17 protein-coding genes are annotated in these 23,845 nt (G+C 64.7%); 3 read left to right on the forward strand and 14 right to left on the reverse strand.

Annotated elements, in window-relative coordinates; translation table 11 throughout:
• Window positions 1-5: 5 nt before the first annotated feature.
• Both ABIC94_RS24730 and ABIC94_RS24735 read left to right on the forward strand, forming a co-directional pair.
• On the forward strand, window positions 6-1,424 hold the full coding sequence (locus tag ABIC94_RS24730) for a sensor histidine kinase (RefSeq protein ID WP_354375636.1): 1,419 nt from the start codon (window positions 6-8) through the stop codon (window positions 1,422-1,424).
• Window positions 1,425-1,438: 14 nt separating this feature from the next.
• A complete protein-coding gene (locus ABIC94_RS24735; protein WP_354375637.1) occupies window positions 1,439-2,458 on the forward strand; it encodes a Bug family tripartite tricarboxylate transporter substrate binding protein in 1,020 nt (339 codons plus the stop codon).
• 6 nt (window positions 2,459-2,464) lie between these two features.
• On the opposite strand, the gene ABIC94_RS24740 is transcribed toward ABIC94_RS24735, so the two are convergent.
• The gene (locus ABIC94_RS24740; RefSeq protein ID WP_354375638.1) at window positions 2,465-3,115 is read right to left on the reverse strand and encodes a hypothetical protein; all 651 of its coding nucleotides are present in this window, start codon (window positions 3,113-3,115) and stop codon (window positions 2,465-2,467) included.
• 170 nt (window positions 3,116-3,285) lie between these two features.
• Here ABIC94_RS24740 and ABIC94_RS24745 point away from each other — a divergent pair, with 170 nt between their 5' ends.
• Window positions 3,286-3,735, forward strand: a complete 450-nt coding sequence (locus tag ABIC94_RS24745) for a hypothetical protein (RefSeq protein WP_354375639.1) — start codon at window positions 3,286-3,288, stop codon at window positions 3,733-3,735.
• Between the two features lie 26 nt (window positions 3,736-3,761).
• Here the strand turns inward: ABIC94_RS24745 and ABIC94_RS24750 are convergent, their stop codons facing one another.
• The 13 genes from ABIC94_RS24750 to ABIC94_RS24810 form a co-directional block, all read right to left on the reverse strand.
• Window positions 3,762-4,997 (reverse strand): ROK family transcriptional regulator, encoded by a 1,236-nt coding sequence (locus ABIC94_RS24750; RefSeq protein ID WP_354375640.1) that lies wholly within the window; start codon window positions 4,995-4,997, stop codon window positions 3,762-3,764.
• Window positions 4,990-5,796, reverse strand: coding sequence for an ATP-binding cassette domain-containing protein (locus tag ABIC94_RS24755; RefSeq protein WP_354375641.1), 807 nt, complete (start codon window positions 5,794-5,796; stop codon window positions 4,990-4,992). The genes ABIC94_RS24750 and ABIC94_RS24755 overlap by 8 nt, the downstream gene beginning before the upstream one ends.
• On the reverse strand, window positions 5,796-6,755 hold the full coding sequence (locus tag ABIC94_RS24760) for an ABC transporter permease (RefSeq protein ID WP_354375642.1): 960 nt from the start codon (window positions 6,753-6,755) through the stop codon (window positions 5,796-5,798). Before ABIC94_RS24760 ends, ABIC94_RS24755 begins: the two co-directional genes overlap by 1 nt.
• 20 nt (window positions 6,756-6,775) lie before the next feature.
• Window positions 6,776-7,780 carry a sugar ABC transporter substrate-binding protein gene (locus tag ABIC94_RS24765; protein ID WP_354375643.1) on the reverse strand — a complete coding sequence of 335 codons (1,005 nt, stop codon included), beginning with the start codon at window positions 7,778-7,780 and terminating at the stop codon, window positions 6,776-6,778.
• A 348-nt stretch (window positions 7,781-8,128) separates the two neighbouring features.
• Window positions 8,129-8,455: a hypothetical protein gene (locus ABIC94_RS24770; protein ID WP_354375644.1), complete on the reverse strand. Its 327-nt coding sequence runs from the start codon at window positions 8,453-8,455 to the stop codon at window positions 8,129-8,131.
• Window positions 8,456-8,587: 132 nt separating this feature from the next.
• Window positions 8,588-8,986 carry a hypothetical protein gene (locus ABIC94_RS24775; RefSeq protein WP_354375645.1) on the reverse strand — a complete coding sequence of 133 codons (399 nt, stop codon included), beginning with the start codon at window positions 8,984-8,986 and terminating at the stop codon, window positions 8,588-8,590.
• 27 nt (window positions 8,987-9,013) lie between these two features.
• On the reverse strand, window positions 9,014-9,502 hold the full coding sequence (locus ABIC94_RS24780) for a hypothetical protein (protein WP_354375646.1): 489 nt from the start codon (window positions 9,500-9,502) through the stop codon (window positions 9,014-9,016).
• Entirely contained in the window at window positions 9,499-14,199 is a 4,701-nt protein-coding gene (locus ABIC94_RS24785; protein WP_354375647.1) for an RHS repeat-associated core domain-containing protein, read from the reverse strand. The genes ABIC94_RS24780 and ABIC94_RS24785 overlap by 4 nt, the downstream gene beginning before the upstream one ends.
• A 16-nt stretch (window positions 14,200-14,215) precedes the next feature.
• Entirely contained in the window at window positions 14,216-14,710 is a 495-nt protein-coding gene (locus ABIC94_RS24790; RefSeq protein WP_354375648.1) for a pentapeptide repeat-containing protein, read from the reverse strand.
• Complete coding sequence (locus ABIC94_RS24795) at window positions 14,707-15,093, reverse strand: hypothetical protein (RefSeq protein WP_354375649.1); 387 nt, start codon at window positions 15,091-15,093, stop codon at window positions 14,707-14,709. Before ABIC94_RS24795 ends, ABIC94_RS24790 begins: the two co-directional genes overlap by 4 nt.
• A gap of 177 nt (window positions 15,094-15,270) precedes the next feature.
• On the reverse strand, window positions 15,271-15,675 hold the full coding sequence (locus ABIC94_RS24800) for a VOC family protein (protein WP_354375650.1): 405 nt from the start codon (window positions 15,673-15,675) through the stop codon (window positions 15,271-15,273).
• Window positions 15,672-20,453, reverse strand: coding sequence for an RHS repeat-associated core domain-containing protein (locus tag ABIC94_RS24805; protein WP_354375651.1), 4,782 nt, complete (start codon window positions 20,451-20,453; stop codon window positions 15,672-15,674). Before ABIC94_RS24805 ends, ABIC94_RS24800 begins: the two co-directional genes overlap by 4 nt.
• Window positions 20,454-20,513: 60 nt before the next feature.
• Window positions 20,514-23,543, reverse strand: a complete 3,030-nt coding sequence (locus ABIC94_RS24810) for a type VI secretion system Vgr family protein (RefSeq protein WP_354375652.1) — start codon at window positions 23,541-23,543, stop codon at window positions 20,514-20,516.
• Between the last annotated feature and the right edge of the window lie 302 nt (window positions 23,544-23,845).

Raw genomic sequence — 23,845 nt, forward strand, 5'->3', positions numbered from 1 at the left:
GTGACATGCGCATGACGCTGGGCATCGCCAACCGCTTGCGGCGCGCGAGCCTGTGGCAGCGGCTTGCGCTGCTGCTGTTCCCTGCCCTGCTGGTGGTCACGGGCCTTGAGTTGTGGATGACGCGGCACGACGCGCTCGCCGCCGCCAACGCAGCCTACGACCGCTCGCTGCTGGGCGCCTTGAAGTCCATCGATGCCAATATCTCCACCGCCTCGGGTGGCCTCTCGGTCGAACTGCCCTACACGATGCTCGAGTTCTTCGAGCTGACGGCCAGCGGCCAGGTGTTCTTTCGCGTGGCGACTTCCGACGGGCTGGTCGAGCTCGGCAGCGCCGACCTGCCCGCGCCGCCCACCGAACTGACGATGGGCGTGCCGGCCTTCTACGACGCGACCTACTTCGGCGAGGCCGTGCGGCTCGCCGCCTACCGGCGCAACCTCGACCGCGCCCCCGCCGGCAGCACCGGCCGCAGCGTACTGATCCAGGTGGGCGAGAGCACGCGTTCGCGGCAGGAATTCAGCACGCGCTTCGTGCGCAGCGCCGCGTTGCGCGATGGGCTGGTGCTGGTAATGCTGCTGTGCGGCACCGCCTTTGCACTCGCGGCGGCACTGCGGCCGCTGTCGCGGCTCGCGCGCGAGGTGCAGGCCCGCACGCCCGACGACCTGACGCGCATCGCCGAAACCGACCTGCCCGCTGAAGTGCGCCCGCTGGTGCAGGCGGTCAACCAGCAGATGTCGCGCACGCAGGAGCTCGTGACGCAGCAGCGCCAGTTTCTCGACGATGCCTCGCACCAGTTGCGCACGCACCTGACCACGCTGCAGATGCAAGCCGACTACGCCAGGCGCGAAGAAGACCCGGCGCAGGTGCGGGCCGCGCTCGATGCGCTCGGCACCGAGATCGGCCGCGCGACGCGCAGTGCTCAGCAACTGCTTGCGCTCGGCCGCAGCGACACGGTGGCGGTGGAACCCGCCGAGTTCGACCTTGCGGCGCTGTTGCGCGAAGTGGCCGTCGACCTGCTGCCGCTGGCACGCGCCAAGCGCATCGACCTGGGCATTCATGCGCCGTCGCCGGAGTTCTTTGCGGTGGCGGACCGGGGCCTGTTGCGCGAGGCCTTGAGCAACCTCGTGGCGAACGCCATCACCTACACGCCAACCGAAGGAACCATCACCCTCTTCGCAGCGGGCGATGCCGCAGGCTGGAGTCTCAACGTCGAAGACGACGGCCCCGGCCTGGGCGACGAGGAGCGTGCCGCGCTGGGCCAGCGCTTTCGCCGCGGCGCGCGTGCGGGCAAGGGCGGCTTCGGCCTCGGGCTGGCCATTGCACGTTCGATCGCGCAGCGCCACCGCGGCGAGCTGCGGCTCGAGGCACGCGAGGCCGGCACGGGGCTGCATGCGATCATCTGGTGGCCGCGGCCGGCGGCCAGCTAGCGACCCGCACTCCCATGCAGATGCCCTTCTCCAACCGCCGCCATGCGCTGCGCGCGTTGTCCGCGCTGCTGATCCCCGGCATCGCCCGTCGGGCCGCTGCGCAATCCGGCGATCCGTCATTGGCCGCGGCCGACTGCGTGATCCCCGCCAAGGCCGGCGGCGGCTTCGAACTTACCTGCACCCTCGCGCGCGATGCGCTGCAGGCGGTGCGCCCTTCGCGCCCGCCACTGGCCCAGCGCTACCTGCCGGGCGGCATCGGCGCGGTCGCCTTCGACCGCATTGCCACCGGCCAGCTCGGCGGGCCGGGCACGCTGGTCGCGTTCTCCAGCGGCTCGCTGCTCAACCTTGCACAGGGCCGCTTCGGCCCGCATCCCCCTTCGGCCGTGCGCTGGATCGCCACGCTGGGCACCGACTACGGCGTGATCGCCGTGCACCGCGACTCACCCTACAAGCGCCTGCAAGATCTGGTCGCCGCTCTGCGGCAAGACCCCTCGCGCATGGCCTTCGGCGCGGGCGGCACCGTCGGCAGCCAGGACTGGGTGAAGGCGGCGCTGCTGGTGCGCGCCGCGGGCCGCGACCACAAGGCCATGCGCTTCGTCTCCTTCGAAGGCGGCGGCGATGCGCTGGGCGCGCTGCAGGGCAAGCACGTCGACGTGTTCCCGGGCGATGCGGCCGAGGCGCTGCAGGCCATCGCGGGCGGCGCGGCAGTGCGCCTGCTGGCCGTGCTGTCGGAGACGCGGCTCGGCGGTGCGCTCACCGGCGTGCCGACCGCACGCGAGCAAGGCGTGGACATCGTCTGGCCGACAGTGCGCGGCCTGTACCTCAGCGCGAACGTGCCCGAGGCGGCCGTGCGCGCATGGACCGCCGCGTTCGCGGAGGCCACTGCCGCGCCGGGCTACACCGCGCTGCGCGAACGGCACAGCCTTTATCCTTTCGCGCTCACCGGCGCCGCCCTCGACGCCTACGTGCAGGCTCGCATCAAGACCTACCAAGCACTCGCGGACGAGCTCGGCTTGCGCCGCTGGAAGCCCTGACCGCGCTCACGCCGATGGGCGTGACAGCGTTGCCAGCTTCTTCTTCGCGCTTTGCAAGAGGCTGACCTTCTCGACAGGCAGCTGGGCCTTCGTGTCCCCAAGCGCAATGATCTCGAGGGCACCAGGCGCCGCCAGCTTCGAAGCGAGCAGGTCGCGCGGCGCGAGGCCGTTGAACCTGGCGTTCGAGATGACGTGCATCTTCAGATGACGGTGGATGTTCTTCGACAGCTTCTGGCATGCGGCCTTCATGGCAGCCTCGTCGGGCATCAACTGGCCGTGCACGACGAGGAGTTCCACGGTACCGTCCTTGTCTTCTCCCAGGGCGAAGGCGCGCAAGACCGAATCCTTGAACTTGGCGCGCAGCATCGCGCGAACCGGTTCGGCGACGGCGAACGACTTCAGCGCGATGTTGCGCAGCTCGTCGTGAAAGAGGAACGCGCGGTCGACCGAGACGGTATCGGCCTGGTCTGCCTTCGGTTTTTGCCTCTTCAGGATGCCGCTGCCGACGAGGTGCTCCAGGGTGCGCGCCGCATCGGCGGGGTCGAGCTTCGAACGCTGGGCCAGCTCGCTGGAAGAAAACTGTTGGTCGGGAGCCGCGTAGGCGACCATCAAAAGCTTTTGCACCTCGGGGGCGAAAAGGAAATCTGCGGAGCTCATTTTTTTCCGGTTCTCGACAAGTGGATCGCATTATCGAGACACCTGGCCCACGGTGCGGTTTTATCCGCGGTGTTTTCGAGACGAATTCCGTAGGGGCACATGGCGCAGGCCTACAGCCGTGCTTGACGCCGCCGCCAAGAATGCCTGAACCTCAACAAGGAGCTTCAGCCATGAGCCTGGAACAGACGGTTGACAAGTTCAAGCGAGTGGACACCGCACGCTCCGGCTCCGAACGGTACTGGGTACCTTGCCTGGCCGTGGCACTGCTCGCTGTGTTTCTCTTCTATGTGACATTGAAAGACCTGGTGCACGAGAGCGCGGCGCGCGCGCCGGCCTTGCCACCCGCAGTCATGCCGGCCCACGTCGAGGCCACCGTGCCGGGTGCGGCAACACGGCCGTCCGAAGAACCAGCGTTGCCGACACCTCATCGCGCGCCGCTGGCGAACGCAACTTTCCAGGCCCCCGTGATCGCTCCCGCGGAGCCGCCCGCCTTCGTCGAGGTGCACAAGTGCGTCATGCCCGAGGGCACTGCCGGCTATTCCGATGGGCCTTGTCCCGAGGGCGCACACGCAAGCACGCTGCGGGTTCCGCGCAACCTGCACGCAGCGGCGAGGCTGTAGGCGGCTCAAGCCGGCCGGCGCGCCGCTCAGGCCGCCTTCAGGAACACATCGTGGTCCGGCGCAAAGTTGGCGTGCAGCGGCAGCATCGCACCGCCCAGCGCGCAGGCCTGCGCGCCCGCCCTTCCGCCATGCAGGCGCGGCTGCCACAAGCCTTCCCAGTTGCATCGGCCCAAGGCGGCACGCGTCTGGTCCAGCAGCGCCTGCAGCAGCGGGCGCGACATGGAGCCGTCCATCACCACGTCGGCCAGGTCGAGCACTGCGGTGCCGCTTGCAATCGCGTGGGCCAGCGCGAACGATGCCGATGCGAGCCAAGCCTGCGTTGCCGCCGCATAGGGCGGCTGCAAGGCACGGTCGTCGTAGGCCGCGGTGGCATCGAGGCCTTCGCTGCGCAGGCGCTGTTCCAGCTCCCAGAGCGAGGCCTCGGCAATCAGCTGCTGCGGGAGCGCCCCGCCTGCGCTTGCAGGCTGCATGGGCAGTGAAGCCAGCGCACCCGCGTTGCCATGCGCACCGGTATGCAGGTGCGAATTGATGACGAGCCCGCCGCCCACGAAGGTGTCGACGAACACATACAGGAAACTCTTCAGGTCGTGGCCCCGGCCCATGACCAGTTCAGCCACGCAGGCCGCCACGGTGTCGCGAGCAAAGCTCACGGGCATGTCGGTGCGCGCCCGCACTTCGGCGGCAAGGTCCATCTGGTTCCAGACGTCGGACTGCGCCTTCGACAGGCCGAGCGTGTGGTGCCAGCCGCCGAGCCGGAACGGCGCGGCCAGGCCCGTGCCCACCGTGCGGCCCGCGAGCGGCCCCAGCCCGCCCTGCAGCCGGTGGATGTGCTCGGCAATGGCAGGCAGCAGTTGCTCCGCATCGGGAAACTCGTAGCTGATGGCATGGCGCTCGCGCACCTGCGCGGCAAAGTCGATGAGCATCCATTCGGCACCGCGCCGGCCCACCTTGATGCCGATGGCAAAGGCCCCGTCGGGGTTGAGCGCCAGCGGCACCGAAGGCTGCCCGATGCGGCCGCGCACGCGGCCCTGCTTCACGATGAGCCCGTCTTCCTCGAGCCGCGCGGTGATGAGCCCGATGGTCTGGGCGCTCAGCCCGGTCAGCCGCGCGAGATCGGCCTTGGGCAGGCTGGTGTGAACGCGCAGGGCCTGCAGCACCACGCGTTCGTTGAACTGGCGCATGCCCACCTGGTTGGACCCGCGGGGTCGCAGCAGGTCGGGCGGGCGCGAACCAACGGCAGCAGAGGCTTCTGCATCAGGCATGTGCCTCCGCGGGCAGCTGGTCGGCCGTCATGGCGCCGGTCATCACGGCCACCGTATCGCTCATGCTGATGTTCTTCGGGTTGAGCACGGCCGCACGCTTGCCCAGGCGCGCCACGTGAATGCGATCGGCCACCTCGAACACATGCGGCATGTTGTGGCTGATGAGCACCACGGGCAGGCCGCGATCGCGCACGCGGCGGATCAGCTCGAGCACCATGTTGCCTTCCTTCACGCCGAGCGCGGCGGTCGGCTCGTCCATGATGACCACGTGCCGCGCGAAGGCCGCGCTGCGCGCCACGGCCACGCATTGGCGCTGTCCGCCCGAAAGCGTTTCGACCGCCTGCGTCATCGACTGGATGCCGACCTTCAGGTCTGCCATGCGGGCGGCGCTTTCCTGCCGCATCTTCTTCTTGTCGAGCATGCGCAGCACGTTGCCCATGAAGCCCGGGCGGCGCAGTTCGCGGCCGAGGAACAGGTTCTCGTAGATGGTCATGGCCGGCGCCACGGCCAGGTCCTGGTAGACCGTTTCGATGCCGGCGCGCCGCGCATCGAGTGGGTTGCGAAAGTGCACCGGTGCGCCGTCGAGCAGTATTTCGCCCTGGTCGGGCACGATGGCACCCGACAGCGCCTTGATGAGCGACGACTTGCCCGCGCCGTTGTCGCCGATCACCGCGAGGATTTCTCCTTCACGCAGTTCGAAGTCGACACCGTCGAGCGCTGTCACCTGTCCATAGCGCTTTACCAAGCCCTTGGCCTGCATGACGATCTTGGCGGATTTGGGATTGGCCATGGCATTCATCAGCGTGCTCCCCGGCGCGACAACTGGTCGGCAGCCACCGCAAGAATTACCAGCACGCCGGTCACCAGCACCTGGTAGATGGACGACACGCCCATCAGCGTAAGCCCGTTGCGGAACACGCCGACAATCAGCACGCCGATGAGCGAACCCAGCACGATGCCGCGGCCGCCGAACAGGCTGGTGCCGCCAAGCACCACGGCCGTGATGGCGTCGAGGTTCTCGGTCTGCCCCGAATTCGGGTCGCCCACGCCGGTGCGCGCCACCGACAGCAGCGAGGCAATGCCGTAGAGCACGCCCGCCGCCACGTACACGCCCAGCAGCACGCGCTGGGTGGGAATGCCGACCAGTCGCGTGGCCTCGGCGTTGTTGCCCACCGCATAGATGTGCCGCCCCGCGGCCGTCTCTCGCAGCACGAACCATGCGAACGCATACAGCACCAGCATGAGCACCGTGCCCCATGCCACTTCGGCGCTGCCCACAGTGAAGGTGGTGCCCAGCACCGTGAGGCCGGCGGGCAGATCGGTGATGGTCTGCGAGGACGAATACAGCTGCGTGATCGCGAACGCGATGTTCAGCGTGCCCAGCGTCACGATGAACGGCGGCAGCTTGATGCGCGTGACCAGCAAGCCGTTGAGCAAGCCGAACAGCGTCGTCACACCGATGCCGCACAGGATGGCCACCGGCACCGGCAACCCGAGTTCGGTGGCGAACTTGGTCATGATGATGCTGCCCAGCGCCATCACCATGCCGCACGACAGGTCGATGCCCGCCGTGAGAATGATCAGCGTCTGGCCGATGGCGATCACGCCGACCACCATCACCTGCTGCATGATCAGCGAGAGATTGCCGCCCGTCAGGAAGCGGTCGGACTGGGTCGCAAAGAAGATGCATGCGCCAAGCAGGGCCAGCCACGGCCCCAGGGCGCCCCACGGAATATGGTGCGTCGGAGATTTCGCCATCTAGTTGCTCCGGGCCTCGATTACTTCTTGCCCCAGCACAGCTCGGCGCCGGTCTTGGTGTCCTTGCTGTCGACGCCCGCCACGCTCTTGCCGGCGATGAGCGTCACCCCCGTGTCGACGTAGCCCGAGGCCTTCTTGCCCGTCTTGGCATATTCCACGCCCGCCGCCACGCCCATGGCCGCCATCTTGAGCGGGTACTGCTGCGACGTCGCCGCGATCACGCCGGCGTTGGTGTCCTTGATGCCCTGGCAGCCGCCGTCCACAGAGACGATCATCACGCCCTTCTCCTTGCCCGCACGCTTGAGCGCGTTGTAGGCACCGGCCGCGGCGGGCTCGTTGATGGTGTAGACCAGGTTCACGTCGGGCGCCCTTTGCAGGCAGTTTTCCATCGCCGTCTGCGCCTTGGCCTGGTCGCCGAAGCTGTCGGCCATACAGACGATTTCGGGCGCCTTCGAGAGCTCGTTCGACTTGGCATCGTTCGCCGCAAGCCCGAAGCCCTTCATGAAGCCGTTGTGCCGCTGCGCGCCCACCGGGTGGCCCGGCAGCAGGTCGAGCGCGACGATCTTCGCCGGCTTGCCGGCCATCGCGGCCTTGGCGTATTCGCCGATCAGCACGCCGGCCGTGTAGTTGTTGGTGGCAAAGAGCGCATCGGTCGCCTCCGGCGGATCGGCCGGGCTGTCGAGCGCAATCACCATGATGCCCTTGTCGCGCGCCTTCTTGATCGCCGGCACGATGGCCTTGGCGTCGCTCGGCGTAATGAGAATGGTCTTGGCACCCGCGGCAATCATGTTTTCCATGGCCGTGATCTGGCCCGCGTTGTCGCCGTCGGCCTTGCCCGCGCCCGAAAGCAGCTTGGCGCCGAGCTTCTTGGCTTCTTCCTGCGCGCCCTCCTTCATCTTCACGAAGAAGGGGTTGGTTTCGGTCTTGGTGACGAGGCCGATGACCGGCTGGTCGGCGGCAAAGGCGGCGGACGATGCAGCCAGGGACATGGCCGCCAGGGCCAGGATGGAGCGGGAGCTGAGCATGTGTATGTCTCCGTGGTCAGGCGGCAATGCGCCTGCGGTCTTGTGATCCGGTAGCGGGTCCGACGAGGGACGCGGCATCCGGGCGCAGGGAGACTATCGGACAGCAGAGCGACTAAATCAAGTGGATTTAGTTATCGAAAACCCGGGTGACGGTGAGGAGTGGTAACAGGCTGGCGGTAGCGTGAAACCCGCACGACGCGAAGTGTGGCGGTGACGATCGAACATCGGAACAAAGGCTCCTTCTGCTCGTACTCGTGGCGTGAACCGCATCTACTTGATTGACAGCGCCGTTCATCGGTGCCTACTTAACTCCGTTGGAAGAAGCCAAGAGATCAAGCGAAGAGGGTTTTACAAAAAACACCTGCGTATTGTATTTTCGGCCCCTTCATCAATGAATTTTTTCAACAAGAACTCCGCATATTCACAAGCCTCATCGCTCATGGCAAGCGTTAGTCTCGCGCCATTGATCTCCAGCCTCTCCTCGTCCTCTCTTTTTAATTCGATCTGAGCACCAACAAATTCTCTTCCAGAATATTCAAAACAATCGACAACCATTGACCGGCTTGCGTCTTTTGAAATATTCGAAATCTTTAATAGAAATTCGTTAGCCCCATCAACATCATATCTGATGATGAGTTCATTCTTACTGAGCGGGCCAAAATTAAAAACCATCATAAACACCCCAGCGGAACGTGAACATTCTTTGTGACCAGAAAATTCCCTGTGGGCGTACCATTGTTCATTTTCGAGGTCAGAAATTCAAATGCGCATGAGGTGTGTTCGGGACATCTGGTGATCCCATACTTGCTATCTGTTCTCAACCCTATATCGAGCAACACGCGCAACATTCCCATCAACATCTTGAAGCAGATGCTGAAGTATCTCGGGCGGGGTCTTTGCGTTAGCTGCGATTTTCTGCCGCACCAGAGAGTCTGAATCCCTAGATAAAACAAAAAACAGATCGGGCGGCAACTTTCGCTTCTCAGCAATCATTGAGCGCACAGTGGGATTTCCCTTTTCCACTAGCATTCTTTTGATTTCGTCGGGAATGGTACGGTTTTGCGCCACATCCAGATGTCTCGCAGCATCGCAGTTAATAATTTCCATCCAGACATCAAGAGAAGCCGAATCAAATAGGGATCTATTTACATCCATTTCATCTTGGCTGGAAGATAAAGCCTTAAAACGCTCTGCGGATTCAATCATGACTTGGCATTCTTGCATTTGAGACCTTTAAGGTCCACTGTTTTTCTCAAGCAGATGCGTGCGCACGTAAGTCAAAAGCTCCGCCGCCATGCGGGGATCGAATCGTTTGAGCAAAAAGAGGTAGAGCGGGATAGGCGTTGCGTCCTCTTCTTTATCGGGGTCCCAGCCGCCTTCTTCATAGAAGCAGCAGACGGCGCATCGAAGGAGGGCCGCAAGATCCGGTCGTTCGCTTTCAAGGCGACGGGAAAGCCGCACTAACTCGACTCTGCACGCACTTCGCACCTCGTCACTATTGGTAGTGCCGAAGCTGGCAATTGCCGTTTGAAGGTGTTGAACCAGCAAATCCAACTCAAGAGACGGACTGATTTCTTGTGCGCCCTGCCTCCGTCGGATGGATGCGAGTAAAAACTCGGCATACATCTTCATCATTCGGCCGTAAGTAACCTCGCCCTTCGTCAGTTCGTATTCGAGGGTTTCGAGTTCTTCTTCTTCAGCATCGCTGAATGGTCCATTCATTTTTTTGCTCCATCACATACGCCAAGCCGACGCATCACATGTCCGCAGGAACTACAGAACGGAAGAGCTACCCCATCATTTCTGACGGTAGTCGAAGTGGCGCCATGAACAACCTTGCGAAGCTCGGCAACATTCGACACATTGTGCTGGTTGGCAACTCCGCTAAGTGCGTCCGGTTCACCGCACCATGAATGCGTTGGGGATTGCAGTTCCTCCGGCACGGAGTCATAGAGTTCCTTGACCACAGGGTTGCTGGCACCACTTCCGCCGGCTCGTCCGCTGTAGCCCACCGCGGCCTCTGGAAGCGCCCCTCCTTCTATAGTCGTCCGAGTGCCCTTGTTATTTGGAGTAATTCCTTTTTGCCGTGCGAGACCTAGCGGATCAATCCATTCGACCGGGTTAGGAACGAACTGGTGCAAATTGAAGCCACCGAGTAGACCAACCGGATCTCGCGAGAGGAATCGTCCCGCATACGGATCGTAGTACCGATACCGGTTGTAATGCAGCCCCGTTTCCTCATCAAAATACTGCCCCTGGAACCGGATCGGGTTCCTGAACCCCGCCCTTCTCCCCGCCTCGCTGATCGTCTCCCGCGCCTCGCCCCAGGCCTTGTGCTGCGCCGACCATGCAATGCTTCCTTCATGGTCCGTCAGTTCTTGCGGCGTGCCCAGGTGGTCGCACTGGTAGAACGCCATCTCCTTCCTGTCGAAGGCGCTCGGCACGCTGCGCTGCTGGCCATTCCATAGCGGATCCTGCCCGATGTCGTACGCGCCGCCATTCGCTTCCATCAGCGCCTTCACATCCGTCGTTTCGCTCAGCGCCATGGCGCGCGGCTGCCTGATCTGCATCAGCGGCACGAAGGAGTCGCGCTCGTGGATGTAGTGCACGCTCCACCCTTGCCCTTGCCGCTCGTTCAGCGCAGCGGTGCTTTGGGTGCTTTCGAACGCGAGCACGTCGCCGTCCCATCCGAACGAGGTGGTCGCGTCGCCTGATCGCTTGGCGATGCGGCGGCCCAAGGGGTCGTAGCTGAAGGTGGTGGTGGTGGTGCCATCGTGGTCGATGGCCGCTGCCATGCGGTTAAAGCCGTCCCACACGAAGACGGTCTTGCGCCCGTTCTTCACACGTTCGATGAGATTGCCGCGCTCGTCATGGCGGTAGCTGGTGCCGGCGTATTCCTTCAGCAGGTTGTCGAGCAGCTTGTTGGAGGTGCGCTGCACCGGGCCTTCTGCCTGGGCGGGGTCGACGATGTTGCCCGCGGGATCGAAGGCGAACACCTCGCGGCCGAGCCGGCTGTTGGCTTCGAGCAGGCGGCCGACGGGGTCGTAGCGGTAGTCCAGCCGGCCACGGCGGCTGTCGCCGATGGCGGTGAGCTGGCCGGCCTTGTCGTAGGTGTAGCGGCGGCTGAGTTCCAGCGCATCGGCGGGGCCGCGCCCGGTTTGCGAAATGCGCTGCTCCAGCAGCCGGCCGGCGGGGTCGTACTTCTGGCGCTGGCTCAAGCCGTTGCCTTGCTCCCTGGCCACCTCGCGGTGCAGATCATCGCGTTCTAACCCGAGAATGTCTTGCCCATCGACAAGAAGGCCGTGCACGTGGCCAGAACCATAAGTGAGCCATTGGGTCACGTGGCCGTCAGGGCGAGTGGTGGCAATGCGCTCGTTGAGTTCGTCGTAGCGGTGCTGCCAGACCGCCGTGCGGGCACTCGCAAGGTAGTGGTGATGCTCGCGCGTCAGGTTGCCGGCCCGGTCATAGAACCACTGCAAGCGCGCATCGCGATTGGCGGCCTCCACCAGCCGGCCGTTGCGGTCGTAGGCAAAGTGCTCGAGCTGGCCTTCTCCAGCGTTCCGCTCCACAAGGCGGCCGAGCGCATCGAACTGCAGTTGGGTCGCGTGGCCGGCCTCGACCACTTCGGCGAGCGTACCGGTGGCTGCCTCGTGCCGGTAATGCGTGGTCTTGCGGTCGAAGCCGGTTTCTTCCAGCAGGCGCCCCACGGGGTCGTAGCGAAAGTTGTAGCGGCTGCCGTTCTCGTTGTGCAGCTCCGTGAGCCGGCCCAGCAAGTCCCAGTGGTATTTGAGCGAACGGCCTGCCGCGTCAGTGCGGCTAGCAATGAGGCCTGCACGTGTGTAGCTGTAGCGCGTGCGCCGGCCGAGCGCGTCGGCGTGCGCGAGCAGGCGCCCTTCGGCATCGTGCGTGAAGTGCTCGCTGGTTTCGTCGGGCAGCACGATCTCTTCGATCTGGCCGGCGGCGTAGCGGTAGCTGGTGGTGTTGCCTGCTGCATCCACGGCCTTGGTTACGCGGCCGCGTTCGTCGTACTCCCATCGGCCGGTCTTGGCGGAGCAATCGGTGTAGCTGAGCAATTGCCCTGACGGGGAATAGGCGAGCGCCTTCACGCCGCCCTTTGCGTCGGTTATGCGCACGGGCCGCCCGGCCTTGTCATAGGCGTACTCGGTCTTGTGGCCCAGCGGGTCGATCTCTTCCGCCAGGTGGCCCTGTGCGTCGTAGTCGCGCTTCCACACACCGCCCTCGGCGTCGCGGATGCCCGTGAGGCGGTGCTGGTTGTCGTACTCGAAATGCACCTGGCTGCCGTCCGCGCGGGTGTGCGTCTGCAGGTTGCCGTCTTCGTCGTAGGTGTAGTCGTCGGTGGTGCCGTCGGTATGCACATGGCGCGTGACGTTTTTTGCATCATCGCGAAAGAACCATTCCTCCAGCTTGTCGGGGTGGATGACGCGGTAGGTGTAGCCCTCGATGTCGTAGTAGTGCCAGGTCTCGCCGCCCAGCGCATCGGTGACGTAGGTGAGGCGGATGTTGGCATCCCACTCCAGCTGCAGCGCAAAACTGCCGTCGTCGGACCACTCGCGCACGGCCTTGGCGTCGGCGCCGGTGCCGTTGTATTCGAGGTTCATGCCGCGGCCGGTGCGGTCGGTGTAGCGGGTGGCCAGGTGGTGGCTGTAGGTGTAGCTCCAGCTGGCACCGTTCTCGTCCTGCGCGGCAGTCAGGTCATGTTCGGCATCGTGCGTGTAGGCGGCCAGTTGGCGCACGACCTGGCCGTCTTTCAGCTCCCACAGCGACCGGATGAGGCCGGTCTTTGCATTGGGCTGCGTGCCCACATGCGCCATCACCGCGTCGCCCTGCTTGCTGATGATGTCGCTGAGCACCTGCTCGCCGGTGGAAGCGATCACGTGGTCGTAGCGCAGGCCGATGGACATGCCGTCTTTGGCCTGTTGCGCCACCAGCCGAAAGTGCGGCTGCTTGCTGTCGACCAGTTCGTAGAGTTCGCGCCAATCGGCCTGCGCTCCCGCTGGGAGCGGCTTGCCGAAGTCCAGCGCCAGCAAGGTTTCGCTGAGGCGCGAGACGGTTATTTCTTCGATGGCATCGCGATGCGCCTGTCCGACGGCCAGCACCGGATACGTGTGGCTGCGCCCATCGGCTGCGTGATAGACCAGACTCGCGCGTCCCTTGCGAGCGCCGCGGGTGGGCGTCGCGATGTCCACGCGCATGCTGTAGGGCGTGATCCATCGTGCACCCAGGCTGCCTCGGTCGAAGGCGTCCAAATCGCTGGCGTAGGTGCGCGCCCATTCGATGGGCAGCGGTGCGGCAAGGACGAAATCGGTGTGCGTGAAGCTCTCATTGCCGGTCGCGAGGCTGATCGAAGCGCCTATGCGCGCTGGCGCAGAGCAGTTTTTGCAGCCTGGCGTCGGTCCTTGCACATCCGCCTGCTTGTTGATGTGGCCGAGCGCCGTACCCGGCTTGGCCTTCTCGGCCTTGGCGCCCGCCTGCGGCGACACGATGGCTGAACCCTTGCCCTTCTTGCGCAGCAACGCATCCCGCAGCTTGTGCAGCAGCCACATGATGCTGGCCTGCGCCTCCCGGTCGGCCAGCTTCGACAACTGCCCGCGCAACAGCCGCTTGAAGTCCAGCATCTGCGTGATGACGCCGTTGACCCGGCTCGCTACGCCCGCGGGCAGCTGGCTCGCCGCCGCCTTGGCCACGTAGTTGGCCGACTCCTTGGTGTAGCGCACCGCACTGCCCCACATGCGGCTCCAGGTGCTTTGCGTCTTCGGGTCGTGCACCTTCGTTTCCGCCGCGCCGGGCCTGGCCACGGTGAACAGGTCCTTCTGCCCGAGCACACGCCGAAGAATGTCCACGAGGTTGTCGATGATCTTGTCGGCCAGGTCCGCGCAGCTCTTCAGGATGCCGTCGAGCTTGTCTATGGCGCCGTCGATGAACTTGTCGAGCTCTCCCACGATGGTGGCGTTGAGGTGACCCACCAGCGTGGTGACGATCGCCTCGCCCAGGTTGGAGGTGGCGCTCTTGAGCTGCTGCTTCACCAGGTGCAGCGTGGGCCGCAGGCTCATGCGCGCGGCCGCCATGGTCGGCGGCAGCGGGATCAGCCCGATCAGGTTGATACCCAGGCTGACCCACGTGAGGAAGGCTTCGACGCCGTCCTTGGTCTTCTTCTCGACAATGGTGATGATGTCCAGGAACACATCCACCAGCGCCATGATGTTGCCGACGATGGGGATGCTGCCCAGCACCATGGTCAGCCGCTCCAGCGTGACGTAGCCGCCGCTGAAAGAGCGCAGCCAGTCGTCCACCGCCTTGCTGGCCGCCGCGACATCTTCCTTGACGATGGTGTTCAGCGGCGCCACGGCCGTCTGCGGTTCGCGCTGCGCTGGCGCCTTGGCTTCTCCCGTCCCTGCCATTTTTGTATATTTCCTCTCAGTTGATGTTCGCGCCCTGGAACTCCAGCTGCTCGAACGTGCTGCCCGTGAAGTCCACGCTGCGCCCTTGCAGGCCCTGTGCGTGCACCACCGTGCCGCCGCAGTTCAGCACGCCAACGTCATTCCAGCGGCCGCCCGCAAAGCTGATGTCGTCCCATTGGCACTGCGTGAAGGTGCTGGCGCCGATGCTGCCGCCGTCGAAGTTCGCGCGCGTGAAGCTGCAATTGACGAAGGTGCAGCCGGTAATCGATATGCCGCTGAAGTCGCACTGCGTGAAGTTGCAGCCCGTGAACTGGCAGGCGCTCCAGCCCGCCTGCTTGAAGCTGGTGGCGATGAAACTGGTGCCTGCGAAAGTCGAGCCGGCGAACTGCGCCAGGCCCAGGTCGAGCCCCGCGTAGGCGAAGCTGTCGGCCTGCCCGACCAGGCCGGCCGGCGCTCCGCCTGCGCCTTTGCGCCACATGTCGTGGGCCAGGATGATCAACTGCGAGCTCATGTCAGCGGGGTCCACCCGGAAACGACCTTCTCGGTTTCGATTTCGCTCAGCAGCCAACCGGCTTCGGCGTTGCCGTTCTTCTGCGACTCCGCTGCCCAGTAGGCAGCCTTTGCGAGGTCGGTGCCGCTCATGTACAGGTCGTAGGCAAGGTTGTGCTGCGCAATGCCATGTCCGCCCTTGGCTGCCATGGAAAGCCAGTGCATCGATTGATCGGGATCGGAGAAAGTGAAGGTGTAGTACAGCGAGAGACGGAAGGCAGAGTCTGCATTGCCGGCTTCCGCCTTTGCCGTCAGCGCAATGCGTTGCTCGTCAGTGAGCGCATAGCTCTGAGCCCCCGAAATGGGAGAGAGAGACGAGGCCGAAGCGGAAGCATCGTTTTCCATGAGCTGTTCTCCATTGCGTTAGGCGCTTTAGCGGCTCCCCGCTTTGCGCAAGATCTCGCCCGACGTTTTAAAGGCGATGTTCAGCACCGAACGGCCGAGGCGGTTTGCATTGCCAAGGCCCTTCTCGCCCGGTTCCAGCTTTGCGACAAAGGCGATTCCGACGGTGTTTTCACCGGCTCAATCGATGTCCTGATAGACGCTCCATCCCGAAATGTCGGCACCGGACTCGTCCTCGAAGTCCTCGCAAATCACCTCGATCGAGTTTCCAGACGGATCCAAGATCCTCGCGATGTAGAAGCCGGGGGTACGTGCGATCAGGTCGAATTCCACGCCCTTGCTCTTCAGGCGCTCGCAAAAGCTGGGGAAGTTCTTCTCCACGAAGAACTCGTAGAGGGCTGCGGTTTTCTTGGTGGCCGCGTCCGAATACTTGAAAGTGACCGCAAGGTTCGGATGGCCGGGAATCCTCAGCACGTCCATTTCCGGATCCGGCTCGTAGCCGAGCGCACCCTCGTAGAACGCAGTCATCCTTTCGGGCATCCCCTTCTTTCGAAGCATGGGGACATGAATGGTGAATGGCCTCATTTTCCGTACCTTCCTTTTGCCTTGGGCCGATTGCTTTCTTCCGTCCCGTCACGAGCCGCCCGGGTTGCGCACCGGTTGCCCGGATAGATCTTGGCACCGACCCTGCCCAATGCTTTCTTCTCGGCAGCATAGAACGGGCTGCGGTTGGTTGCACCGTCGATCCCGATGTCGATGAACTGATAGCCCTCCGCGGCACGCTGCCTGGCCCACGCGGCGTTGCCGCCAACGGCCTTCTGCTCCCACTCCTTGCTGCTGAACGCTTCGCGCGATGCCCCCGAGTCTTTGAGAATGCCCATCCAGTCCTTTTTGATGGTTCGGAATTCGTCGCACGGAAACTTGATCCGCATGGCCGCCGCATAGGCCTCCACGGCGGCTTGCCCTTCGCCGAGAATGATGTACTTTGTCAGTCCCAACGGGTCGATGAACTCGACCGAGTTGGGTGCGTACGCCATCGTATGGACGCCCCCGGCCAACCCGATGGGATCTTGCGACACAAACCTCCCGCTCGCCGGGTCGTAATACCGGTACCGGTTGTAGTGCAGGCCTGTCTCTTCATCGAAGTACTGCCCCTGGAATCGGATCGGGTTGCGGAACCCCGCCCTTCGCCCCGCTTCGCTGATCGCTTGCCGGGCCTCCCCCCACGCCTTGTACTGCGCCGACCATGCCACCCGCCCTTCGTGGTCGGTCAGCTCCTGCGGCGTTCCCAGGTGATCGCATTGATAGAACGCGATGTCGCGCCTGTCGAAGACCGGCGGCGTTCTGTGTTGCAGGCCGTTCCACAACGGATCCTGCTCGATGTCGTAAACACCGCCGTTGGCGTCCATCAACGCCTTCACGTCCGTCGTTTCGCTCAGCGCCAGCGCACGCGTCTGGCGCACCTGAACCAGCGGCACGAAGGACTCGCGCTCATGGATGTAATGCACGCTCCAGCCTTGCTCGCCGCCCTCCTCCAGCGCCGAGCGGCTTTGGGTGCTTTCGAACGCGAGCACGTCACCGTCCCAGCCGAACAGCGTGGTCGACTCGCCCGAGTGCTTGGCGATACGACGGCCCATCGGGTCGTAGCGGAATGTCGTGGTGACGCCGCTCTGGTCCGTCGCCGAGGCCATGCGGTTGAAGCCGTCCCATTCGAAGGCCGTCCGCCAGCCGTTCTTCACGCGTTCTATCAGGTTGCCGCGCTCGTCGTGGCGATAGGTGGTGCCGGCATACGACTTCAGCAAGTTGTCGAGCAGCCGTGGCACCGCCTGCGTTGCGAGGCCGCCGGCCGCAAGGGGTTCGGCGATATTGCCGGCCGGATCGAAGGCGAACACTTCGCGGCCAAGGCGGCTGTGGGCTTCGAGCAGACGGCCGACGGGGTCGTAGCGATAGTCCAGCCCGCCGCGGCGGGTGTCGCCGATGGCGGTGAGTTGGCCGGCCTTGTCGTAGGTGTAGCGGCGGCTGAGTTCCAGCGCCTCGACAGGCCCGCGCCCGACACTGGAGATGCGTTGCTCCAGCAGCCGGCCTGCGGGGTCGTACGTCTGGCGCTGACTCAGGCCGTTGCCTTGCTGCCGCGCAATCTCGCGGTGCAGGTCGTCGCGCTCGAAGCCGAGAATGTCTTCGCCATCGACCAGCAGGCCGTGCACATGGCCCGAGCCGTAGGTCAACCACTCGGTGACGTGGCCATCAGGACGCATCGTCGCGATGCGTTGGTTGAGTTCGTCGTAGCGGTGCTGCCAGACGGCGGTGCGCTTGCGCTCCAGGTAGTGCTGGTGCTCCCGCGTGAGGTTGCCCGCCGCATCGTAGAACCATTCGAGCCGCGCATCGCGGTTCGAGGCCGCGGTCATCCGACCGTTGCCGTCATAAGTGAAGCGCTCGACCTGCCCCTCGCCTGCGTCGCGCTCGAGCAGCCGGCCCAGCGCGTCGAATTGCAGCCCGGTCGTGCGGCCGGCCTCGATCACCTCGGCGAGCACGCCGGTAGAGGCTTCATGCACGTAGCGCGTGCTCTTGCAATCGAAGCCGGTTTCCTCGAGCAGCCGCCCCACGGGGTCGTAGCGGAAGTCGTGGTGACTGCCGTTCTCGTTATGCAGTTCGGTCAGGCGGCCTAGCAGATCCCAGTGGTATTTCAGCGTGCGTCCCGCCGCGTCGGTTCTTGCAGCGACCAGGCCGGCGCGCGTGTAGCTGTAGCGGGTGCGCCGGCCGAGCGCATCGGTGTGAGACAGCAGGCGGCCTTCAGCGTCGTGCACGAGGTGTTCGCGCGTGCCGTCCGGCGAGATCACTTCTTCGAGCTGGCCGGCGTGGTTGCCTTCGCGCTGCGCCGTCACGCCTTCGGCGCGGGGGGTGTAGCGGTAGCAGGTCGTCTGGCCCGCGGCGTCGGCGGTCTTCAGCAAGCGGCCGCGGCCGTCGTACTCCCAGCGGCTCGTCTTGTCCGAACAGTCGGTGTGGCTCGCGAGCAGTCCGGCGGACGTGTAGGTGAGTCGCTTGACGCCACCTTTGGCGTCGGTGATGCGCATCAGCTGCCCCGCCTTGTCGTAGGCGTACTCGGTCTTGTGGCCAAGCGGGTCGATCTCTTCCGTGAGGTGACCCTGCGCGTCGTAGCCGCGCTTCCACACGCCGCCCTCGGCGTCGCGAATGCCCGTGAGGCGGTGCTGCGCGTCGTACTCGAAATGCAGCCGGCTGCCATCCGCACGCGTGTGCGTCTGCAGGTTGCCGTCGACATCGTAGCGGAAGTCTTCAATGCTGCCGTCGACGTGCACGTGGCGCGTGATGTTCTTCGCCGCGTCACGGAAAAACCATTCTTCCAGGCGGTCCGGATGGATGATCCGGTAGGTGTAGCCCTCGATGTCGTAGTAGTGCCAGGTCTCTCCGCCAAGCGCATCGGTCACGTAGGTCAGGCGGATGTTGCGGTCCCACTCGAACTTGAGCGCGAAGCTGCCGTCGTCGCTCCACTCACGCACAGCCTTCGCGTCGGCGCCGATTCCGTCGTACTCGAGGTTCATGCCCCGCCCGGTGCGGTCGGTGTAGCGGGTGACGAGGTGATGCGAGTACGCGTAGGCCCATGCAGCACCGTTCTCGTCCCTCGCCTCGACCAGGTCGCGCTCGGCATCGTGCCTATAGGCAGCCAGTTGACGCACGACCTGCCCGTCCTTGATCTCCCAGAGCGACTCGATGAGGCCGGTCTTTGCGTCGGGTCGCGTGCCCACGTGGGCCATCACCACGTCGCCCCGCTTGCTCACGACGTCGCTGAGCACCTGTTCGCCGGTTGCAGCAATCACGTGGTCGTAGCGCAGGCCGACGGCCAAGCCATCTTTCGCCTGCTGCGCGACGAGGCGAAAGTGCGGGCGCGTGCCGGCCGCCCAGTCCGCCCACTCGAAGATCTCGCGCCAGTCCGGCTGCCCTCCCTCGGGCATCGGCTTGCCGAAGTCGAGCGCCAGCAACCGCTCGCTCAGCCGTGTGAACGTGACTTCCTCGATCGCGTCGCGGTGGCTTTGTCCGATTTCCAGCGGCGGGCAGGCATGGCTGCGTCCATCGGCCGCGCGATAGACAAAGCTTGGCTGGCCCTGGCGTGCACCGCGCGCGGGCGTCGCGACGTCCACGCGAATCGCATAGGGCGTGATCCAGCGCGCGCCCACGCTGCCGTGGTCATAGGCATCGAGATCGCTCGAATAGGTGCGCGTCCATTCGATGGGCAGCGGTGCGGCGAGCACGAAGTCGGTGTGGGTGAAGCTCTCGTTGCCTGTCGCCAGGCCGATGGAGCCCCCTTTGCGCGCCGGTGCTGGACAGTTCTTGCACCCGGGCGTTCCGCGGGCCGGTGCCTGCCTGCCGATGTGCTCCAGTTGATCGCCGGGCCTGTCCTTTTCCGCTTCCGCCCCCTTGGCCGGCGGCACGTTCGCCGTGCGCTTGCCGCGCTTGCGCAGCAGCGCCGCCTTGAGCTTGTGCAGCAGCCACATGATGCTGGCCTGCGCCTCCCGGTCGGCCAGCCGCGTGAGCTGGGCGCGAAACCGGCCTTTGAAGTCCAGCATTTGCGTAATGACCGCATTGACGCGAGATGCCACCCCATCCGGCAACTGGCTCGCGGCTTTCTTGGCGACGTAGTTCGCCGATTGCTTCGTATAGCGCACCGCGCTGCCCCACATCCGGCTCCACGTGCTCTGGGTCTTGGGGTCATACACCTTGCCCTCGGCCGCAACGGGCTTGGCCACCGTGAACAGGTCCTTCTGCCCCAGCACCCGCCGCAGGATGTCCACCAGGTTGTCCAGGATCTGGTCGGCGAGGTTCGCGCAGCGCTTGAGCATGTCTTCGAGCAGCGTGATCGCGCCGTCGACGAACTTGTCCAGCTCGCCCATGATCGTCGCGTTCAGGTGTCCCACCAGCGTGGTGACGATCGCCTCGCCCAGGTTGGAGGTGGCGCTCTTGAGCTGCTGCTTCACCAGGTGCAGCGTGGGCCGCAGGCTCATGCGCGCGGCCGCCATGGTCGGCGGCAGCGGGATCAGCCCGATCAGGTTGATGCCCAGACTGACCCACGTGAGGAAGGCTTCGACGCCGTCCTTGGTCTTCTTCTCGACAATGGTGATGATGTCCAGGAACACATCCACCAGCGCCATGATGTTGCCGACGATGGGAATGCTGCCCAGCACCATGGTCAGCCGCTCCAGCGTGACGTAGCCGCCGCTGAAAGAGCGCAGCCAGTCGTCCACCGCCTTGCTGGCCGCCGCGATGTCTTCGGTCCCGATGGTGTTCAGCGGCGCGACCGCGGTCTGGGGCTCCCGCTGGGGCGCCTTCTGCTGTTGCGATCCTTCCGGCATTGTCTTGTTTTTCCTCTTGCCTGAGACGTCTTGTTATTCGAAGGACAGGTGGTACCGTCGTCAGCCCATGAAGCCGGGGGTGCGCCCCGCAAGCGCGGGATTAGTGGCTGCGGTGGCAATACCTGCTGTCTTGAGGCCGCTCGGCACGCCGCCGCCTGCGACGCTGCCCGCCACATTGGCGATGCCCGCGACAGGCGCTCCCATCGATCCAAGCCGCGCGCCGGCGGCCTGCATCGCCATGCCCGTGGCGGCCTGGCTTGCCTGGCCGAGCAGCGCCTTGGCGCCCCCCTGCTGGATGGCCTGCGCGGCGCCCACGGCTTGCTGGGCCATGCCCGCCGCCTCGGTCACCTGGCCCAGCATGCCCGCGGCCTTGCTGTTCATGCCGGCGACGCCCGCCAGCGCGCCCGCGGCGCCGCCGGCCGAACCGGCCATGCCGGCAAGATTGCCCGCGCTGCCCAGCAGGCCCGAGAACCCCGAAGCAGCGCCCGCCGCATCGGCGCCGCCGCCGGCAGGTTCCTTCGCCTTCCAGTCCTTGGGCGTGCCGAAATAGCTGCCCTCTTCCCACGGGTCGCGCGGGTCCTTGCCGAAGGTGACCTTCGCGGTACCGATCGGCAGGCCCGACACGGTCGCGAAGCCGTTGCGGTCGAACGTGCCGGCGTGCGTGCCGCCCTCCGAATCGACCACGGTGAAGTCGCCCTGCGCAACGCCCTGGTGCTTTTCGCCAGTGGGCTTGATGTACTGGTGATACAGGTCGAGTTGGCCCTTGGGCAGTTGCGGCGGGCTGGGCAGCGCGGGCTTGCCCTGGCTGGCCGGCCCCACGAGGCTGTGCACCGCCGCGTGTTCGCGCCAGGTGCCCGAGGTGCCGTGCTCAATGCCGCCCGAGCTCCATCGGCTGTAGCTGGAGCCGCCGTTGATCACCACCTCTTCCTTCGCGTGGATGGTGATCTTGTTGGCCGTTTGCGTGATATTGAGCTTGGCGAGCACGTTGACGCTGTCCTTCAGCGCCTTGATGTCGATGTCGGCACTGGCTGCCACCAGCCGCATGCCGGCCTTGGAGGCGAACATGCGGATGGCGCTCTGCACGCTCACCAGAAAGCTCTTGCCTGCGCTCACGCTGGTGTGGCCGCCGCTGGTGAGCGCCGTGTGCTCGTTGCTCACCACGTGCGTGGAGCCCTGCGCCACGGTTTGCAGGCCCTTGGCACTGGCAAGCGTGAGGTGCGGCTCCTGGAACTCGGGGAAATCGCCCTGCTCGCGGTTGCCGCCCTGGCCCTTGATGGCGTCGTTCTGCTCCTTCAGGCCCTTGGCGACTTCGTCCTGGTCGCCGGCATCGTGCGCCTGCGCGGCCTGTGCGGCTTCGCTCAGGCCCTCATGCAGGTCGCGCGCCTGCGTAAGCCGGCCGACGGTCTCGCCCATGTCGGTGGTGTGCGCCTGCGCGTTGGGCCGCGGCTCGGTGGTCACCAGCAGACCCTTGGCCGCGCGTGTTACGCCATGCCCGTCAGTGCGCAATTCAAAGCCCTGCCCACGCGGCTCCTTGCGCCCGGCGGTGTCTTCGATGCGCCCGATGTGGCCCACGCTCAGCTGGCTCGCCTGATGGTCGCTGCGCAGCTGCGCCTGGATTTTTCCGTGGGTGTCGTCCAGCACCAGGTGATTGCCGCGCCCGCCGCCGAGTTCGCGGCTGCGAATGCCCGACAGGTGCTTTTGCTCCGGCAACTGCCAGGCCGCCATGGTGTCGGCGTTGTAGACGCAGCCCGTCACGATCGGGTAGTCGGGGTCGCCGTTGAGAAAGTCGACGATCACCTCCATGCCGATGCGCGGCACCGACACCGCGCCGAAGGTTGCGCCCGCCCAGGCGGTGGACACGCGCACCCAGCAACTGGAGTTCTCGTCGTCCTTGCCGATGCGGTCCCAATGGAACTGCACCTTGATGCGGCCGTACTGGTCGGTCCAGATTTCTTCGCCGGCCGGGCCCACCACCATGGCGGTCTGCGGGCCGCGGGTGCGCGGCTTGGGCGTGGTGCGTTGCGGGCGCCATGCAAGGCTGGTGGGCTGCGCATCGAAGGCGAAGCGCTGCACCGAGCCTTCGGTGGCATCCGCGCCTTCGCTGGCCTGCAGGTTCTCTTGCAGGTGGTAGCTCACGCTCATCAGCAGGTACTGCTGGTTCTGGTCGGCCCGGGGGTGGCCGGCAAGACGCAGCGTGTGGCCGGTGGCCAGCTCGCGCAGGTTGGAGCGGCCGGTGGCGCGGCTGCGCTGGCTCAGCTGTTCTTCGTTGCGGATGCGTGCATAGGTTTCGCCATCGGCGTGCTGCACGAAGCCGCCGGGCCACTCGTAGTTCTCGTAGCCGTCGTGGTCATGCCCGGGCGGCATCTGCCGCAGGTGCGAGAGGTCGGCCTTGGGCTTTTCGAAGTCGTAGTCGTCGTTGTAGTGATGGCCCGCGCGCACCTCTTCCGCGGTTTCCCAGGCATAGATGCGCTCGCGCTGGCCCATGCCGGATTTTTCGAGCGGGTGAAAGCGCACGGTCTCGCCGCCAGGCAAGGGGGCGTGCGAACTCGCGATGTCGTCCACGAATACGAGAACGTGCTGCGACGCCTCATGCCGGAAGTAGTAGTAGATGCCTTCGAGCTCGCACAGCCGCGAGATGAAGTTGAAGTCGCTCTCGTGGTACTGCACGCAGTAGTCCCAGCGGCGGTAGTCGCCCCGGCTGAGCTTTTTCTCGATGGGATAGCCGTAGCTGCCCAGCACTTCCGTCAATATGTCGGGAACGCTCTTGCCCTGGAAGATGCGGAAATCGCTGCGCCGCGTGGCAAGCCAGAGCCAGGGCCGCAGTTGCAGCCGATAGAAGGAATGGCGCGCGTCTTCCTGTTGCAGCCCGAACCGGGTCGCAATGCCGCCGAGGTAGCGCACGCCGCCGCTTTCGGTTTCCACCGCCACGGTCGACGCCTTGCCGAGCAGGGCTTTCGAGTCGATCGCGTTGCTGCTGCCCAGCAGGTCGATGTCGAAGGTGTAGAGCTGGCTTAGCGCCTCACGGCCCACCAGTTGGTGAAATTGCAACGAATCGCCCAAGGGCGTTTGGATGGTGACGCGGCGGCTCATTGCTGTATCGCATTCAGTCGATAAGCCGAATTAACTAATAGCAATTCATCCAATAAGAATATTGTTTTCAAAATGAGCTTCAAACTCACCTCCCCTTGCACGTGTTCACAATTATTTTAAATGTTCATTTGTCGTAAGAGCCAATGCTAAAAATTGACAATTGCCGCTTTGAACAAAAAGTTCACGGGCCGATTCGCACCAGCGATCAAAGTCGGGGAAATGGGTGGCGCATGAATTGCCGGTCTGCAATTCGGCGGCGCTCCACCAGGAATACTTAATATTTAAAGGTCACGCGGAATAGC

It is taken from the genome of Variovorax paradoxus (assembly GCF_040544635.1).
Lineage (GTDB): Bacteria > Pseudomonadota > Gammaproteobacteria > Burkholderiales > Burkholderiaceae_C > Variovorax > Variovorax paradoxus_R.

What these genes read in the sequence shown, in the direction of transcription:
- ABIC94_RS24730 (WP_354375636.1), top strand. Translation starts at nt 6, where the DNA reads ATGCGCATGACGCTGGGCATCGCCAACCGCTTGCGGCGCGCGAGCCTG.
- ABIC94_RS24735 (WP_354375637.1), top strand. Translation starts at nt 1,439, where the DNA reads ATGCAGATGCCCTTCTCCAACCGCCGCCATGCGCTGCGCGCGTTGTCC.
- ABIC94_RS24740 (WP_354375638.1), bottom strand. Translation starts at nt 3,115, where the DNA reads ATGAGCTCCGCAGATTTCCTTTTCGCCCCCGAGGTGCAAAAGCTTTTG.
- ABIC94_RS24745 (WP_354375639.1), top strand. Translation starts at nt 3,286, where the DNA reads ATGAGCCTGGAACAGACGGTTGACAAGTTCAAGCGAGTGGACACCGCA.
- ABIC94_RS24750 (WP_354375640.1), bottom strand. Translation starts at nt 4,997, where the DNA reads ATGCCTGATGCAGAAGCCTCTGCTGCCGTTGGTTCGCGCCCGCCCGAC.
- ABIC94_RS24755 (WP_354375641.1), bottom strand. Translation starts at nt 5,796, where the DNA reads ATGAATGCCATGGCCAATCCCAAATCCGCCAAGATCGTCATGCAGGCC.
- ABIC94_RS24760 (WP_354375642.1), bottom strand. Translation starts at nt 6,755, where the DNA reads ATGGCGAAATCTCCGACGCACCATATTCCGTGGGGCGCCCTGGGGCCG.
- ABIC94_RS24765 (WP_354375643.1), bottom strand. Translation starts at nt 7,780, where the DNA reads ATGCTCAGCTCCCGCTCCATCCTGGCCCTGGCGGCCATGTCCCTGGCT.
- ABIC94_RS24770 (WP_354375644.1), bottom strand. Translation starts at nt 8,455, where the DNA reads ATGATGGTTTTTAATTTTGGCCCGCTCAGTAAGAATGAACTCATCATC.
- ABIC94_RS24775 (WP_354375645.1), bottom strand. Translation starts at nt 8,986, where the DNA reads ATGATTGAATCCGCAGAGCGTTTTAAGGCTTTATCTTCCAGCCAAGAT.
- ABIC94_RS24780 (WP_354375646.1), bottom strand. Translation starts at nt 9,502, where the DNA reads ATGAATGGACCATTCAGCGATGCTGAAGAAGAAGAACTCGAAACCCTC.
- ABIC94_RS24785 (WP_354375647.1), bottom strand. Translation starts at nt 14,199, where the DNA reads ATGGCAGGGACGGGAGAAGCCAAGGCGCCAGCGCAGCGCGAACCGCAG.
- ABIC94_RS24790 (WP_354375648.1), bottom strand. Translation starts at nt 14,710, where the DNA reads ATGAGCTCGCAGTTGATCATCCTGGCCCACGACATGTGGCGCAAAGGC.
- ABIC94_RS24795 (WP_354375649.1), bottom strand. Translation starts at nt 15,093, where the DNA reads ATGGAAAACGATGCTTCCGCTTCGGCCTCGTCTCTCTCTCCCATTTCG.
- ABIC94_RS24800 (WP_354375650.1), bottom strand. Translation starts at nt 15,675, where the DNA reads ATGAGGCCATTCACCATTCATGTCCCCATGCTTCGAAAGAAGGGGATG.
- ABIC94_RS24805 (WP_354375651.1), bottom strand. Translation starts at nt 20,453, where the DNA reads ATGCCGGAAGGATCGCAACAGCAGAAGGCGCCCCAGCGGGAGCCCCAG.
- ABIC94_RS24810 (WP_354375652.1), bottom strand. Translation starts at nt 23,543, where the DNA reads ATGAGCCGCCGCGTCACCATCCAAACGCCCTTGGGCGATTCGTTGCAA.